We start from the raw sequence: 16374 nt of genomic DNA, 5'->3' as shown, positions 1-16374 counted from the left end.
TGCCCATCATGAAGACAGAATTTCGCATTGAAAAAGACCTGATCGGTACTAAAGAGGTGCCGAAGGATGCATATTATGGGATTCAGACCCTGCGTGCGGTCGAGAACTTCCCGATCACCGGGATCACCCCGCACGTGGAGATGATTCGGGCGCTGGCAGCCGTAAAAAAGGCGGCGGCGCTTGCGAACATGGAAGTCGGCGTGCTGAAGAAAAAGATCGGGGAAGCGATCGCTCAGGCGTCTGACGAAGTGTTGGATGGCAAGTTTTACGATCAGTTTATCGTCGACTCGATTCAAGGCGGCGCTGGTACCTCGATGAACATGAACGCGAACGAGGTGATCGCCAACCGAGCGGTCGAACTGCTCGGAGGTGAGAAGGGCGAATACCTGCACTGCTCGCCGAACACGCATGTCAACATGGCGCAGTCGACAAACGATGTGTTTCCGACGGCGATCCGCATCGCATCCCTCAATCTGGCTGGCGGTGTGATCGAACAGCTGGACAAGCTGCGCCAAGCGCTGCGCGAGAAAGCGACCGAGTTTGATCAGGTGATCAAGATGGGCCGCACCCACTTACAAGATGCGGTGCCGATCCGCTTGGGTCAAGAGTTTGCAGCGTACGCGCGCGTGATCTCGCGCGACCACGATCGGGTGTTGCGGTCGCTTGAAAACCTGCGGGAGATCAACATGGGAGCCACGGCGGTCGGCACCGGCCTCAACGCCGATCCGCGCTATATCGTCAAGGTTGCTGAACACCTGCGGGCGATCACCGGCCTCGACCTGAAGCGAGCTGAAGATCTGGTGGACGCGACGCAAAACACAGACGCGTACACCGAAGTGTCCAGCGCGCTGAAGATCTGCGCGGTCAACCTCTCGAAGATGTGCAACGACATCAGGTTGATGGCATCTGGTCCCCGCACCGGACTTGGCGAGCTGAACTTGCCAGCCAGACAGCCCGGCTCCTCGATCATGCCAGGAAAGGTCAACCCGGTGATGGCAGAAGTCGTCAATCAGGTGGCGTTTCAGATCATCGGCAACGACCACACGATCTCGCTCGCGTCCGAGGCGGGTCAGCTGGAGCTGAACGTGATGGAGCCAGTTCTCGTCTTCAACCTGCTGCAATCGCTCTCCATCTTGCAAAATGTGCTCGTCGTCTTCCGCGAGCGCTTGATCGATGGGCTGACAGCGAACATCGAGCGGTGCCGGGAGCTGGTGGAGAAGAGCGTGGGGGTTGTCACCGCGATCAACCCGCATGTCGGATATGAGACGGCGACGCTGGTGGCGAAAGAAGCGATTCAGACCGGTCGCTCCGTTCGCGAGATCTGCTTGGAGCGCGGCATCCTCACCGAAGAGGAGCTCGACGTGATCTTAAACCCATTCGAAATGACATCTCCAGGCATTGCAGGAAGTAAGCTCCTGTTTGGTGAATGATAGTAGATCAGAAAGATCCGCCTGAAGAGGCGGGTTTTTCTTATGTTTTTGTCAAACTGGTACCAAGTTCTGGTCGTGTTCTGTTCTGGACAGTCAACAAGATAAAGAGTATATTAGCATGGACATAGCTTTTCTTTTCCAGGGCAGACTATAACTCCAGAGTTGTCAGAAACGATCTTTCAAGTCGTGCTTGGGAAAACAAAACATGGAGGCGAAGGCCGCTATGCAAGAAAAGCGATTGGTGCTGGCATCCGGATCTCCGCGGAGGAAAGAGCTTCTGGCGGGTCTGGGATTGTCATTTGAAGTGATCGTAAGCGATGTGGATGAAACGATCGAACCGGGTATCGACCCGCGAGAGGTCGTGCAAGCATTGGCGTACAGAAAAGCGAAAGCAGTTGCGAATTCTTTATCTCACGGGCTTGTCATCGGTGCGGATACGATCGTCGTGTGCGATGGGCTGATCCTCGGCAAGCCGGTCGATGAGGAAGATGCGAAACGAATGCTGTCCAAGTTGTCTGGACGAGCGCATATGGTGTATACAGGGGTTGCCTTTGTGGAAGCGGGCGGCGGGCGCGAAGCGCTGGACGTGCGCGGCACCGAGGTATGCATGAAGGAACTGTCCCCTGAGCTGATTGCACGCTATGTCGCTACGGGTGACCCGATGGACAAGGCGGGCGCCTATGGCATTCAAGGTGCGGCTGCCACGTTCATCCCCGAGATTCATGGCGACTACTTTAATGTGGTAGGACTGCCGGTCTCGTTGGTAGCGGATCATTTAATCGAATTCGGGTATCAGATCTTCGCAACGCCACAGGGCAGGTGACGAGCATGAGCGCTATGGTGCATGCTCATCGGCCGGTGTTGGTGCGCGAGATACCCAAGGAAGACCGTCCTCGTGAACGCATGATGCTCCATGGCGCAGATTCGCTCAGCAATGCGGAGCTGCTCGCAATTTTGCTCCGCACTGGCTCCCGCGGCTGTTCGGCCGTCGATCTGGCTGAACAGATCTTAAAGCGCCTTGGCGGCATCCGCAATCTGATCGACGCAGATCTGAATGAGTTGACCGCCTTGCCGGGGATCGGTCCTGCCAAAGCGACCGAGCTGAAGGCGGCGATCGAGATCGGGCGTCGGGTCGTGCGTGTAAGAGCTGAATCGCGACCGACGTTCGAATCGCCCGCAGATGCGGCCGACTACATGATGGATCGTCTGCGTTTCCACCTGAAAGAGCATTTCGTGGTGCTTCATCTCGACACGAAAAATCGCTTGATCGGGGAGGAGATCGTGTCGATCGGCTCTCTGAACTCCTCAATTGCTCATCCGCGCGAAATCTTCAAGACCGCACTGAAGCGCAGTGCCGCTTCGATCATCTGCCTGCACAACCACCCAAGCGGTGACCCGACGCCCAGTATTGACGATGTCAAAGTGACCAGACGTCTGGTGGAAGCCGGACAGATTTTGGGGATCGAGTTGCTCGATCACATCATCATCGGCGAAAATTGCTACATAAGCATGCAAGAAAAGGGCTGGCTCTGAGCTGAGCACTGCCGTTTTGCATGCTGTATAATAATCGGTTTTTCACATAACTTGCCCTCTCAGGTAGCGGGAAGGAGTAATCAAAATGTTTAACAGGTTCTCAAGAGATATGGGTATCGACCTGGGCACGGCGAATACCCTCGTATATGTAAAAGGAAAAGGAATCATCATCCGCGAGCCGTCTGTTGTCGCGACGCGCACAGACACGGGTGAGATCAAAGCGGTCGGGGAAGAAGCGAAACAGATGATCGGCCGGACGCCGAGCAACATTCGCGCCGAGCGCCCGATGAAGGATGGGGTGATCGCCGACTTCGAAACGACAGCCACCATGCTTCGCCACTTCATTCGCCAAGCGACCGCGAAAAACAAAGGTCTGTTCTTTTCACAGCCGCGAGTCGTCATCTGCGTTCCGTCTGGAATCACCGCTGTGGAGAAGCGCGCTGTGGAAGATGCGGCTCGCGAGGCGGGCGCACGCGATCCGCAGACGATCGAAGAGCCGATGGCAGCTGCGATCGGAGCGGGTCTGCCAGTTGGCGAGCCGACCGGCAGCATGGTCGTCGACATCGGTGGCGGTACGACAGAAGTTGCGATCATCTCGCTCGGCGGCATCGTCACCTCCCGTTCGATTCGCGTCGCAGGCGATGAGATGGACGAAGCGATCATTCAATACATCAAAAAGGCGTACAACCTGATGATCGGGGATCGCACATCAGAAGAGCTGAAGATGACGATCGGCTCTGCTATTCCGTCCGACAAGGAGGAGACGATCGACGTGCGCGGTCGCGACCTTGTCACCGGCCTGCCGAAGACGCTGACCATCACATCGACGGAGATTGCAGAAGCTCTGGCCGATACGGTCAACTCGATCGTAGAAGCGGTGAAGATCACCCTGGAGAAGTCGCCGCCCGAACTGGCTGCCGACATTATGGATCGCGGGATTGTGCTCACCGGTGGCGGTGCGCTCCTGAGCAACCTCGATCGACTGCTCTCCCGCGAAACGGGGATGCCTGTGCTCGTGGCGGAGAACCCGCTCGATTGCGTGGCGATCGGTACGGGCAAGTCTCTTGATTACAGCCATCTCTTCAAGAGCAACGACTCCAAAAAGCGGCGTGTTCGCTAATCCTGCCCAACTAGGCGTTACAAAGGATGTGGGTAACGGGTGACCCGATTTTTTACAAGCAAGAGAATGATGGCGCTCCTCGCCAGTTTCATCTTGCTCGCCGCGTTGGTAGGACTTACGTTGCGGGAGAGGGAGAAACCCACTTGGCCGGAAGCTTTCCTCATCGATGCGTTCGGCTGGGTGCAAGGCATCATCTACGCACCGGTGCATCATGTCGCCGACTTCTTTGAGGATGTGAAGAACATCAAGGTGCTCTACGAGGAGAACGCCAAGCTCAAAGCCAATCTGAACGAACATTCTTCGATGGCCGTTCAGATCGATGTGTTGGAGCGAGAGAACAAAAAACTAAAACAGGATCTCTTTCAGCTGAAGGACATCTCCGGCGAGTTCGAACTGGTGTCGGCAAATGTGGTCGGACGAAGCCCCTCCTCTTGGAACAAAGAGATCACCATCGACGCGGGGAGTAAGGACGGCGTCGAGAAAGACATGGCTGTCATCACTGCCAACAAAGGTCTGGTCGGTCGCGTTTACGAAGTGACGCCCTATCACTCCAAAGTGTTATTGCTCACCGATAAAGAGCGGATGGGGATATCTGCAAAGGTGCTGAACAACGACGAGAAAAACATCGCCTACGGCATCGTCAGCGGCGCGACCAACGACCTCTCGCATACGGATAAAATTTTGGTCGAGATGACGGGCATCACGCTCGATACGAAGGTTGAGAAGGGCCAGAATGTCGTCACATCCGGCCTCGCTTACACCATCTTCCCGGCGAACCTTTACATCGGCAAGATCGCGAGCGTACAAGAAGACAAGCTCGGACTGACTCAGACGGCGGAGATTCAACCGGCTGCCAACCTCGGGAGCCTGGAGTATCTCTATGTTGTGAAAAAGTCTAAGTCTGATGCGAGGTAGGTGAGTCGATGCATCTGGTGCTGATTTTGCTCACCATGATGGTAGCGCTGATCATCCAGTCTACCGTCCTGCAGGTGCAACCGTTCTCCTTTGTTGCCCCGAACCTCGTCATGGTCTTGTTGCTCTATGTCGCCATGTTGCGCGGGTCGCTTGTTGCGCTCTACTCGGGGCTTGTGATCGGTCTGATCCAGGATATCCTGTTCGGCAGCTATCTCGGACTGTATGCGTACACGTACGCGTCGGTCGGTTATTTTGCTGGCATGACATTCCGCACCTACTGGTCGCGTCAACTGGTGATGGCCGTCCTGATCATGCTCGGCTATTCCTTCGTCGCCGATCTGGCCGCGTATGGCTTGAGCCGCCTGTTCGGATATGCGCATGTCGACCTGTTGGCGGCGGTGACGCATACGGTTCGCATCATGATATGGAACGGAATACTCGCCCTGCTGCTGTATGTTCCGTCCTTGCGTCTGCTCGGAACGGAGCGCAGTCGAAAGCTGCCAGAAGAATCGTTGTAGTTGTCTATCAGCCACGTGGAACAGCGAAACGTCAAGTTTTGCGCTGCCTTCGTGGCTCTTTTCGCTAATGTTGTGGGGGAGGAGGATATGGCGTGACCAATCAAGACAAAGAGAAGCTTTCCGGAACGTCGAAGCGAATGAGCTTGCTGTTTGTGATCATCTTTTTTTCGCTCGCCGTCTTGATCTTTCGACTGAGCTTTATCCAGCTCTCCAAAGGAGAGAAGTTTTTGGCGAGCGCGGAGACCAACCGTTTTATCAACCTGTCGATTCCAGCGCCTCGCGGTAGCATCTATGACCGGGATAAGGTCGAGCTTGTCGGAAATAAGCCAGCGTTCACGATCACCTACCAGGTGCTAAATGGCGTTGGGCAAAATCATATGGATTTGATCGGGGAGCTGTACCAGATCTTTGAGATGACCCCGGAAGAGATGTATGAAAAGATGGACCCGAAAGCGGAAAAATACAGTCTGACGATCGCTCGGAAGATCATCTCCGATGCGAAGCCGTACCAGGTGGCATATGTCAGAGAGCATGCGAATGAGCTGCCGGGCATCAACGTGGTCGTAGAACCGATCCGCAACTATCGATATAGCAACTCCTCATCCCATGTGCTCGGCTATCTGAACAACATCGCCGAGGATGACTGGGCAGCATTTAAAGACAAAGGGTATGAACAAAACGAGATCGTCGGCTGGGCCGGCGTGGAGAAGCAGTATGAGGAGTACCTCCACGGCAGCAACGGCACGCTGAAAGTCGAGGTCAACCGCTATTACCAACCGCTCCAAGAAAAGCGCACAGAAGAGCCGGTCAAAGGGCATGACCTGATCCTGACGATCGACAAAGATCTGCAAACGGCGACCGAGCAGGCGCTGAAGGAACAGCTGGTGGAGCTCAAACGATCGGTGAATACGGTGGAACACGGAGCGGCGATCGCCATGGACCCGAAGACGGGGGAGATCTTGGCGATGGCGAGCTATCCGGACTTCGATCCCAATCTGTACATCAAAGGGTTCAGCACGAAAGAGTACAACGAGCAGATCCTGCCGGGGATTATGAACCGCGCGATCCAGCAGACCTATCAGCCAGGTTCGACGATCAAGATGTCGTCCGTGCTGATCGGGCTAAAAGAGGGCGTGATCTCCCCATACAGCGGGCTGACCGACTCGGGCGCCATTCAGGTCGGGTGGACGACCGGAGGGAAGCCGAACATGATCTCCTCTTGGCAAGCGCTCGGCTATGTAGACCCGGTGAAAGCGCTCGCCGTCTCATCGAACGTCTTCATGATCGATATCTTTAAAAAACTTGGTAAATACAACGACTTTATGAACAACTCGGAAGTCAACACCTTCTTGAGCTCCTACTTGCCAGAATCGATGAAGAAGATCTTGGCCTACCATGCTGAGTTTGGCTTGGGAAAGGTGAAGACTGGGCTCGACCTGCCCTACGAGGTGGAAGGCTCGGTCACCGAAGAAAAAAACCCGGCCGATCTGGCCTACGCCTCGATCGGCCAGTCGGAACATTACACGCTGATGCAACTCGCCCAATACGTTTCGACGATCGCAAACGACGGCAAGCGCATGGAGCCGCACATCGTCAGCGAGATCATCGGTCCGGATAACAAGTCGGTCCAAAAGATCGAACCAAAAGTGCTCAATGAGCTGCCCTATACGCAAGAGCAGATCAACCTCGTCAAGCGCGGGATGAGAGATGTGGTCGAGAAGCCGTACGGCACGTTCTACTCGGTTCTGCACAACTTCCGCTATCCGGTCGCCGGCAAGACAGGTACGGCAGAGACTGGGCGCGGGACGGAGAACTCCCTGTTTGTCGGCTACGCGCCCTACGACAACCCGCAAGTGGCAATCGCCATCATCATTCCGGATAACAAAGCGAACTCACACTCATATGATAGTGTCGGTCCGATCGCTCAAAAGATGTTCGACGCCTTCTTCACTTTGAAAGAACAGAAACAACTGACGATAAGTGAAGGAAAATAGAAAGATTTCACGAAGTAGTTAGGGTGCAAGGCGAGTGTTTTTAACAGGAGGATCGGCATGGGACATCAAACGGGATGTGATGCGCTACGAACCAGAACGCCCGTGACGATCAAGGGCATCCGTGATGGACTGGTCTTCATCTTACATGATGAGTGTTCTATGGATGAGATCCTTGTGGATCTGGAAGAGAAGATGAACGGCACTCACCGTCAACTGCTGGTCGGACCGATCATAAAAGTGACCGTTCAGACTGGAGCGCGCAAGTTTTCCTCTGAACAGGAAGAGTTGATTCGCAAAAAGCTCTCCGCTCACGGCAACCTGCTCATCCAAGAGTTTCAATCTGTCTTGGATGCGATGCTTCTGGAAAAGAGGCGATCGCAGCGCGTCTATTACGGGACGGTAAGGTCGGGACAGCTTATCGAGCATGACGGCGATATTGTGATCATCGGTGATATCAACCCTGGGGGTCAGGTGTTGGCAACAGGTGATATTTTTGTGATGGGAACGCTGCGCGGTATGGCGCATGCAGGAAGCGCCGGTGATGAGAACGCCATCATCGCAGCCGTTTTCTTTCAACCCTCACAATTGCGAATCCATGATGTGATCTCTCGGGCTCCCGATACGGGTGAAGCGCAACCTTTGGAGACGGAGATGGAATTTGCCTATTTGCGCGAACGACAAATGGCGGTTGATAAGCTCAGCCATCTATATAGCATTAGGTCCCGTGATTTGTAGAGGAGGGAACGAACAAAGTGGGAGAGGCAATCGTAGTTACTTCGGGCAAAGGCGGTGTAGGTAAGACAACGTCCTCTGCGAACATCGGTACAGCGCTCGCACTGTCTGGCAAAAAAGTATGCATGGTCGATACGGACATCGGGCTGCGCAACTTGGATGTCGTGATGGGGCTGGAAAATCGAATCATCTTTGATATCGTCGATGTGGTTTCCAAACAGTGCCGCCTTGAGCAAGCGTTGATCAAAGACAAGCGTTTCGACCACCTTTTCCTGTTGCCCGCTTCGCAGACCAAAGATAAGTCCGCGCTGACACCGAATGCGGTCAAAGTTGTGATCGAAGCGTTAAAAGAGCAGTTTGATTATGTGATCATCGATTGCCCGGCAGGCATTGAACAGGGCTTTAAGATCGCGATCTCCGGTGCGGATAAGGCGATCGTGGTGACCAATCCGGAAGCGGCTGCTGTGCGCGATGCGGATCGCGTGATCGGCTTGCTCGAATCGGCGAAGATCAACCAGCCGAAGTTGATCGTCAACCGCATTCGACCGCATATGGTGCAAGATGGCTCGATGCTCGATCTCGATGAGATCGTCTCGTTGCTGGCGATCGACCTGCTCGGGGTTGTGCCGGATGATGATGGTGTGATCAAAGGGGCAAACGCCGGTGATCCGGTCGTGATGAACCCGAATGCGAAAGCGGGGATGGCCTATCGAAACATCGCCCGCCGAATCTTGGGCGACTCGGTACCCCTGCTCAACCTGCAAGATCAACCCGGATTTTTCGGCAAAGTCAAGCGAATGATCGGACTTGGAAAATAGCGAATGAGGATCAAGAGAGCGAGTCTGCCAAGTGGCAGGCTCGTTTTTCGATCTCATAAACTTCTGTGCCCGCTCATATGATGGGAGAGAACGTCATGTGGACGAGGGGGTACGAGGAACGATGATCAAATGGGATTTTTGGAAAAAAAGCAGACGGCAGTCTGATGAGGTGACATCGGTGCCTTGGCGTCAACCAGGAATCGATCGATATGCGGACACCACCCGGTCTTCGCTCTTTTCGGCAGGGGATGATGATTGGGATGTGATGACCGCCAAGCCGGAATTTTCTTCACAGCCGAGCAACAACCCTCGCAGCTACGAAGATTTTTTGCGCGCTCGCGGACACCACTCGAAACTATATGACACTGCCCCGTCCAACAGCTATTCGGTGAGCGGGCGTCGAATGTTCGCAGGGGTCGGGGACGAGCCGAAGCTGTCCACACACCGTGCGATGCAACTGCTCGGTGCGGTTGCCCTGACCACTGTGCTCTATTTTACCTTTCAAAGTGAGTCACCGCTCGCCAACAAGGTGCAGACGTTTACAACGCAAGCGCTATCAGAAGACACCGACATCTCCGCGCTTTCCGCTTGGTGGCAAGAAAATGTGACGAAAGATACGGCGCTTCCTGCCAGCACCGGACCGAAAGACTTTGAACTGAAGTTTGTGCTGCCGGTGACAGGAGAGGTCAAGCTGCCGTACGATGGCAACGAACAGCAAGGCGTCACTTTTACGACCGCATTGGGCGCGGACGTGAGCGCGGTAGCAAAAGGTGTGGTCGAAAAGGTGGAAAAGGAAGGAAGCGAAGACTATTCGGTCACCATCTCACACGGAACGACAGGCAAGACGATCTACCGTCATCTGGTCACCGTCGATGTGAAGCAAGATGCGTGGGTGGAGGGCGGTCAAAAAATTGGCGGCTTGTCCCAAAAAGGCGAGCATGGCGAGCTGTTCTTTGCCTACCAGGTGGAAGATAAATTCCTCAACCCGGCTGACATCTTGAAGCTTCCAGAAGTAAACTAGGTCGCAGGTGCAATCATGAATCTGCGCATGTTTCGACCGTTCGGCATGAAAGTAAAAATCCATCCCCTGTTCCTGCTGCTTTGCGTCCTGTCGATCGCAGCCGGCTTGGCTGTCGAGATGCTCGTGCTGTTTACGATCATCATCATCCATGAGCTGGGGCACGTGTGGGTCGCCATCTCCTACGGTTACAAGATCCGCGAGATGGTCCTGCTGCCATTTGGCGGGGTGGCAAAGCTTGAGCATGGTGCGATGGGGTGGAACCCGACGCATGAAGTGGCGATCGCGATCGCAGGCCCGCTGAACAACCTGTTGATGATCATGGTGGCCGCTTTGCTGCACAGCGCAGGGCTTTGGTCGGAGTGGCTGACCCAATTTTTTATCAAAGGCAACCTGATGATCGGCTTTTTCAATCTGCTCCCCGCACTGCCGCTCGATGGCGGGCGGATTCTTCGCGCAGCCGCATCAAAAGCGCGGGGGTTTCGCGCAGCTACGGAGGTGTCGATTCGCATGTCCTATGCAATGGCAGCGTTGCTCATCATCATCGGGCTCGTCTCGCTGTGGGTGGGGTATTTTAACATCGGTTTCCTGATGCTCGGCGCGTTTCTGCTCCTGTCCGCCTGGGAGCTTCGCAAACAGATGCATGTGGATGTTATTCGATTTCTCGATGCGAAACGGCGGGACAAGCGGATGCGCTCCCAAGAGGTGCGGACGCTCGCAGCTCCTGAGTCGATGCGAGTGCGCGATGTGATCGAACGATTTGCTCCTGACGCTTATCACATGATCTATGTGCTGAACGAGCAAAAAAAGGTGACGGTGGTTTTAATGGAAGATGATTTGGTGAATAGTGTCTTTGAAGAGAACGGAATGCGGATCACATTGCGTCAGTTGGCGGAGCGGCGCTATACTTGAGCGCAACTGAGGCGAAGAGGAAATCGGGAAATGCTGTCGAAGTGTAGGCGATGAAGGAACCGGTGCGAAAAGGAGGATGTGCAGATGCGCAAGCAAATCCTAGTCTCAACCGATCAACGTGAGTTGCGCGTGGCCATCTTGGAGGACGGTCGCACAGTTGAGTATTATTTGGAGCGCAGCCATGGGGAAGGCGTGGTCGGAAACATCTACAAAGGTCGCGTTGCGAACGTCCTGCCTGGCATGCAAGCTGCGTTTGTCGATATTGGCATTGAGAAAAACGCGTTTCTATACATAGATGATGCCCTCTCGCTCTCGCCTGGTGAACAGGCACCTGAGCGCAAGCCAAAGATCGGTGAACTCCTGCGCGAAGGGCAGGAGATCATCGTACAGGTGAGCAAAGAGGCGGTCGGAAGCAAAGGGGCGCGCGTGACGACCAACTTGACGCTCCCCGGGCGCATCCTGGTGATGATGCCGGGCGCTCCCTATGTGGGCGTCTCTCGTCGCATCGAGAAGGAAGCGGAGCGCGAGCGGATCAAAGTTATCGCGGAGCGCATTCGCGATGACAGCACCGGCGTGATCGTCCGCACTGCTGCAGAGGGCGCTGATGAAGCGGAGTTCCTGAACGATTACTCCTTTTTACACGCCCAGTGGCAGCGGGTGCAAAAACAGGCGAAGACGGTAAAAGTGCCGGGGATCATCTACCGTGATCTCGATCTGATCAGCCGCTCGGTGCGCGACTTTTTTACGGCAGATGTCGAAGAGTTCTGGGTGGACAGCCTCGATGCGTACGAAGCTGTTCGAGAATTGCTTCAAGGTGGTTCCGCTCAGCTGCAGGAGCGTGTCAAGCTGTATCATGGCAAGGAGGACCTGTTTGCCCTCTACCGCGTTGATCAGGATCTGGAGAAGGCGCTCAAGCGCAAAGTCTGGCTCAAGTCGGGCGGCTTTATGGTGATCGACTATACGGAGGCGCTGACGGCGATCGACATCAACACAGGCAAATTTGTCGGCTCCACCTCGCTTGAGGAGACGGTGCTCAAAACCAACCTCGAAGCGGCGCGCGAGCTGGTGCGCCAGATCAGGTTGCGCGATATCGGCGGGATCATCATCATCGACTTTATCGACATGCGCGATCAGGCGAACAAGCAGCTGGTGCTGGCCGAGCTTGAAGCTCAATTGAAGAAAGATCGCACGCGCGCGCATGTGCTCGGGATGACGCAGCTCGGACTGATTGAAATGACCCGCAAAAAAGTGCGCCAGTCGCTCGATGAAGTGCTGATGCGCCCTTGTCACCACTGTGAGGGCAGGGGCAAAGTATTGGCGGAAGAGACGATCGCCGCCCGGATCGAGCGAGAGCTGATCAGCTACCTCGCTTCGCATGAGCATGATGCGGTGTTGATCGAATCGCACCCATCGGTGGCAGCGCAGTTGATCGGTCCGAGCGGGCACAACCTGCAGCGGTTGGAGCGAGAAACGAAGAAGCGCATCTTTATCAAAGGGCGGGAGAGCCTGCATATCGCGGAGCACCGCATCCTTTGGGCGGGCACAGTGGCGGAAGTTGAGATGAGAGCGCTTCCGGTGCAGATCGGACAACTGCTGGAAGCGAAGATCGATGAGCCGCATGCCCATCACGGTCGCGATGGAATCGCTCGCTTTGAGGGCTATGTGCTCGATGTGCAAGATGGTGGCATGCATGTGGGAGAGACGGTGCTGGTCAAAATTTCGCAGGTGTTCCGCACGTACGCCAAAGCGATCTTGATCGACAATCCTCGGTGATACATTCGTTGACATCATCTTGCCTACTATGATACTATACGCTAGTAGCGTGATGTTCTGTAGTTTTATAGTTCGTGCACGCTGTAACCACATAGCCCGGGTTGAAATGCCGATCATGGCTACCTAGGGAGTAGTGAGTCTGAGTAATAGGAGGTGCACACAATGTACGCAATCGTGAAGACTGGTGGCAAGCAGTACAAAGTAGCAGAGGGCGATGTGATCTTCGTTGAGAAGCTCAACGTTGAAGGCGAAGCTGTTACTTTTGACGAAGTTCTCCTCGTTTCCAAAGAAGGCGGCGTGGTAGTTGGTTCCCCGGCTGTTGCTGGCGCGACCGTTACTGCGAAAGTCCTGAAGCATGGTAAAGCGAAGAAGATCCTCGTTTACAAGTACAAGTCCAAGAAGAACTACCGTCGTAAGCAAGGTCATCGCCAACCGTATACCCAAGTTCAAATCGAAAAGATCAACGCGTAATTCGCATGATCTCCTCGGTGATTTGGCGTGACGAACAACGCAGGATTGCCAAGTTTTCTGTGCGTGGACATGCGGGAGCTGCCGACCCCGGTTATGATATCGTGTGTGCGGCCGTCTCGATCTTGGTCACGAATGCGATCAACTCGTCGGAGCATCTGCTCGGCGTGGTTGTTGCAACAGATGACGAGATCGCCCCTGGCGATGTCGTGTGCGAGGTACCTGTTTTGCAAGGCGTGGAGCAGGAAAAGCTCCAATTGCTTATGGAATCTATGGTCTACGGAATTCGTCAAGTCGCGGATGCATATCCAGACTTTGTGAAATTAACCGAAAAGTCCCGTTAAGGGCACAGTCCACAGTATCGGAGGTGGAACACATGATTAAATTGAACCTTCAGCTGTTCGCGTCTAAGAAGGGGGTAGGTTCCTCCAAGAACGGACGTGACTCGATCTCGAAGCGTCTGGGCGTTAAGCGTGCAGACGGTCAAGTGGTCACCGCTGGTTCGATCTTGGTTCGCCAACGCGGCACCAAAATCTACCCGGGTCTGAACGTCGGCAAGGGCGGCGATGATACGCTCTTCGCAAAAGTTGAGGGCCGTGTTGCTTTCGAGCGCATGGGTCGCGACAAGAAGAAAGTGAGCGTATACCCGGTCGTGGTTGCAGAAGCTGTCGAAGCGTAAGAGCTTTTGCGAAAAGCGATTCTCCCTCGTGGAGAGTCGCTTTTTTTATAGGACGATCCAAAGGAATTCTTTACCGGTTGTCGAAGTGTAAGAAGCACAGTTGGAACTACGGTGAGGAAAGGAATTGATCATGAATCAAAAACTTCCTTCGGAGCAAACTAAAATGCTGGAACTTCGCAGTTTGATGGAAGACAGCCTTGAGGTGTTGCGAACATACCGCCACGATCTGATGAATCAGGTTCAGTTGATCCACTCCTATTCACAGATGAAAAAGTATGATCGTCTGCAGGGGCCGATTCAGAACTTGATCGCCGAAGCGAGGCGGCACACCGAAATGTCGGCGATCGCAAGCTCGATGATCTCATATGTCGTATTGTCTCGCGATATTTGCTACCCGATGTTGCAGGTGCATGCGACGTGTGAACAGGCCGAACTGCCTACGCTGTCGATCGAAAGCAAAGCGGCGGAGTTGCTGTTTGACCTCCTCAATATGGTTGGACAACATTCGATGCGACAATTCGAACCACTGAGACTCGACCTTTCGATCGTCCTGTGGGGACAAGCGTTCGAGATCGGCTGGCACTATGACAGGTCCGAACATATTGAGGATGTTCCAGACTTTTCTCGCTGGGGAGAAGCTTGGGCTCCGCAAGGAATCGTGATGAAACAGCATCAGGAGGAAGCGGGAATCGAATATTCGATTCGCTTTCAAGTGCAAGAATAGGCTGAGGTGACCGAGATGTTTGTAGATACAGCGCGAGTATATGTAAAAGGTGGCGACGGAGGAAACGGGATCGTCTCCTTCCGGCGTGAAAAATACGTTCCAGAAGGCGGTCCTGCCGGCGGTGATGGCGGCAAGGGCGGCGATGTAGTATTGGTAGTTGATGAAGGGTTGCGCACGCTGCTCGACTTTAAATACAAGCGTCACTTTAAAGCGGAGCGAGGCGAGTATGGGAAGACGAGCAACAAGCATGGTGCCAACGCGGAGAACATGTACATAAAAGTCCCGCCAGGTACGGTGGTGACCGATGAGGATACGAATGAATTTCTCGGCGAACTGGTCGAACATGGTCAAAAGTTGATCATCGCGCACGGCGGTCGCGGCGGCCGTGGCAATACGCGGTTTGCGACGATGTACAACAAAGCGCCGGAGATCGCCGAAAAGGGCGAACCAGGCCAAGAGCGCTACATCAACTTGGAGCTGAAGCTGTTGGCAGATGTCGGGTTGGTCGGGTTCCCAAGCGTTGGCAAGTCGACGCTGATCTCCTCTGTGTCGGCAGCCAAGCCGAAGATCGCCGCCTACCACTTTACGACGATCACGCCCAACCTTGGCGTCGTCGATGTGGGGGATGACCGCAACTTTGTCATGGCTGACCTGCCAGGTTTGATCGAGGGAGCAAGTCAAGGCAGTGGGCTGGGTCATCAGTTCCTGCGCCACATTGAGCGTACGCGCGTCATCGTCCATGTGTTGGACATGGGGGGGACAGAAGGCAGAGACCCCTATGAAGACTTTGTGACGATCAACCGTGAATTGGAGCTGTACAATGAGCGCTTGGCCGCTCGACCGATGCTGATCGCTGCGAACAAGATGGACGTCCCAGAAGCGGAGGAGAATTTGAAGCGATTCCGCGAGCAGGTGGGCGATAACTATCCGATCTTCCCGATCTCCAGCGCGACGCGCGAAGGGCTGCGTGAACTCGTTTTCGCAGTGGCCGATACGTTAGATCGAGCTCCGGTGATCGAACCGCAGCTGGAGGAAGTCGAGGAGACGCCCGACCGGAAAGTATACCGCTTGGAAGAGGATTCGGACAAGTTTTGGATCACCCGAGATAACGAGGTGTATGTGGTCAACGGCGAGTGGATCGAAAAGCTCTGCGTGATGACCAACTTCACTCAGTACGATTCAGTCAAACGCTTCCAGCGGATCATGAAACAAAAAGGTGTCGATGCAGCGCTGCGGAAAAAAGGGGCGCAAGACGGAGACACGATTCGTATCGGCGAGTACGAGTTCGATTTTGTCGAATAGCGGTCGATGTTGAGCGTATCCGACTCGATCATCGAACAGACCATTTCCGACTTGCAACAGCGATTGCCGTTTGAGGGAGTCGGTCTGTGGATCGGCAGAGAAGCTGATGTGCTCGACTGGTTGCCGTTGCAAAACGTGGCGGAACGGCCGAAGGTCAGCTATCGAGTCCACCCACAAGAGTGGCTCGATGCGCTGGCGAAGACACAGGCGCGCAAAATGGTGCCGCTCGCCTTGGTGCATTCCCATCCGACTGCGGAAGCGGTTCCTTCCTTGCGCGATCGACAGGAATGGATGTACCCAGAATTGTGGTGCATAATCGTCTCTTTTCGATCCGATCAGCCGGTGTGGAAAGCGTATCAGATCAGCTTGTCTGCCAGCAGCTCGACTTCAGGAGCGCATCGCGCACACAAATGAAACCCCCGCTACCACTTCTTTCGT

Annotated in this window: 18 protein-coding genes and 1 other annotated feature; all 18 genes read left to right on the top strand. The window is 54.6% G+C overall.

Annotated elements, in window-relative coordinates:
• The first annotated feature begins 8 nt into the window (after nucleotides 1-8).
• The 18 genes from aspA to ACFSOY_RS02960 all read left to right on the top strand — a co-directional run bounded on the left by aspA (nucleotide 9) and on the right by ACFSOY_RS02960 (nucleotide 16350).
• The gene (gene aspA / locus ACFSOY_RS03045; protein ID WP_386044048.1) at nucleotides 9-1430 is read left to right on the top strand and encodes an aspartate ammonia-lyase; all 1422 of its coding nucleotides are present in this window, start codon (nucleotides 9-11) and stop codon (nucleotides 1428-1430) included.
• 223 nt (nucleotides 1431-1653) lie between these two features.
• Entirely contained in the window at nucleotides 1654-2253 is a 600-nt protein-coding gene (locus tag ACFSOY_RS03040; RefSeq protein ID WP_386044047.1) for a Maf family protein, read from the top strand.
• Between the two features lie 5 nt (nucleotides 2254-2258).
• Complete coding sequence (gene radC / locus ACFSOY_RS03035) at nucleotides 2259-2963, top strand: RadC family protein (RefSeq protein ID WP_386044046.1); 705 nt, start codon at nucleotides 2259-2261, stop codon at nucleotides 2961-2963.
• 85 nt (nucleotides 2964-3048) lie between these two features.
• Complete coding sequence (locus tag ACFSOY_RS03030; RefSeq protein WP_386044045.1) at nucleotides 3049-4083, top strand: rod shape-determining protein; 1035 nt, start codon at nucleotides 3049-3051, stop codon at nucleotides 4081-4083.
• 39 nt (nucleotides 4084-4122) lie between these two features.
• Entirely contained in the window at nucleotides 4123-4998 is an 876-nt protein-coding gene (gene mreC, locus ACFSOY_RS03025) for a rod shape-determining protein MreC (protein WP_386044044.1), read from the top strand.
• Between the two features lie 8 nt (nucleotides 4999-5006).
• Nucleotides 5007-5516: a rod shape-determining protein MreD gene (gene mreD / locus ACFSOY_RS03020; RefSeq protein ID WP_386044043.1), complete on the top strand. Its 510-nt coding sequence runs from the start codon at nucleotides 5007-5009 to the stop codon at nucleotides 5514-5516.
• Between the two features lie 92 nt (nucleotides 5517-5608).
• On the top strand, nucleotides 5609-7510 hold the full coding sequence (locus ACFSOY_RS03015; protein WP_386044042.1) for a peptidoglycan D,D-transpeptidase FtsI family protein: 1902 nt from the start codon (nucleotides 5609-5611) through the stop codon (nucleotides 7508-7510).
• Nucleotides 7511-7567: 57 nt separating this feature from the next.
• Nucleotides 7568-8245, top strand: a complete 678-nt coding sequence (locus ACFSOY_RS03010; protein WP_386044041.1) for a septum site-determining protein MinC — start codon at nucleotides 7568-7570, stop codon at nucleotides 8243-8245.
• 17 nt (nucleotides 8246-8262) lie between these two features.
• On the top strand, nucleotides 8263-9060 hold the full coding sequence (minD, locus tag ACFSOY_RS03005; RefSeq protein WP_386044040.1) for a septum site-determining protein MinD: 798 nt from the start codon (nucleotides 8263-8265) through the stop codon (nucleotides 9058-9060).
• Nucleotides 9061-9181: 121 nt separating this feature from the next.
• The gene (locus ACFSOY_RS03000) at nucleotides 9182-10081 is read left to right on the top strand and encodes a peptidoglycan DD-metalloendopeptidase family protein (protein ID WP_386044039.1); all 900 of its coding nucleotides are present in this window, start codon (nucleotides 9182-9184) and stop codon (nucleotides 10079-10081) included.
• Nucleotides 10082-10096: 15 nt separating this feature from the next.
• Entirely contained in the window at nucleotides 10097-10990 is an 894-nt protein-coding gene (locus tag ACFSOY_RS02995) for a M50 family metallopeptidase (RefSeq protein WP_386044038.1), read from the top strand.
• 84 nt (nucleotides 10991-11074) lie between these two features.
• Complete coding sequence (locus ACFSOY_RS02990; RefSeq protein WP_386044037.1) at nucleotides 11075-12763, top strand: Rne/Rng family ribonuclease; 1689 nt, start codon at nucleotides 11075-11077, stop codon at nucleotides 12761-12763.
• A 75-nt stretch (nucleotides 12764-12838) separates the two neighbouring features.
• Nucleotides 12839-12914, top strand: a sequence feature (ribosomal protein L21 leader region).
• Between the two features lie 11 nt (nucleotides 12915-12925).
• Nucleotides 12926-13234 (top strand): 50S ribosomal protein L21, encoded by a 309-nt coding sequence (gene rplU, locus ACFSOY_RS02985; RefSeq protein WP_386044036.1) that lies wholly within the window; start codon nucleotides 12926-12928, stop codon nucleotides 13232-13234.
• A gap of 17 nt (nucleotides 13235-13251) precedes the next feature.
• On the top strand, nucleotides 13252-13575 hold the full coding sequence (locus ACFSOY_RS02980; RefSeq protein WP_386044035.1) for a ribosomal-processing cysteine protease Prp: 324 nt from the start codon (nucleotides 13252-13254) through the stop codon (nucleotides 13573-13575).
• Between the two features lie 32 nt (nucleotides 13576-13607).
• Complete coding sequence (rpmA, locus tag ACFSOY_RS02975; protein WP_386044034.1) at nucleotides 13608-13910, top strand: 50S ribosomal protein L27; 303 nt, start codon at nucleotides 13608-13610, stop codon at nucleotides 13908-13910.
• A gap of 130 nt (nucleotides 13911-14040) precedes the next feature.
• Nucleotides 14041-14634 (top strand): Spo0B domain-containing protein, encoded by a 594-nt coding sequence (locus tag ACFSOY_RS02970; RefSeq protein ID WP_386044033.1) that lies wholly within the window; start codon nucleotides 14041-14043, stop codon nucleotides 14632-14634.
• A gap of 15 nt (nucleotides 14635-14649) precedes the next feature.
• Nucleotides 14650-15936 carry a GTPase ObgE gene (obgE, locus tag ACFSOY_RS02965; RefSeq protein ID WP_386044032.1) on the top strand — a complete coding sequence of 429 codons (1287 nt, stop codon included), beginning with the start codon at nucleotides 14650-14652 and terminating at the stop codon, nucleotides 15934-15936.
• 6 nt (nucleotides 15937-15942) lie between these two features.
• Nucleotides 15943-16350: a M67 family metallopeptidase gene (locus ACFSOY_RS02960; protein WP_386044031.1), complete on the top strand. Its 408-nt coding sequence runs from the start codon at nucleotides 15943-15945 to the stop codon at nucleotides 16348-16350.
• Nucleotides 16351-16374: the final 24 nt, after the last annotated feature.

It is taken from the genome of Tumebacillus lipolyticus, assembly GCF_042682745.1.
Lineage (GTDB): Bacteria > Bacillota > Bacilli > Tumebacillales > Tumebacillaceae > Tumebacillus_A > Tumebacillus_A lipolyticus.
The sequence above is the reverse complement of the archived record's forward strand: the minus strand, read 5'-3'. Positions and strand labels throughout refer to the sequence as shown.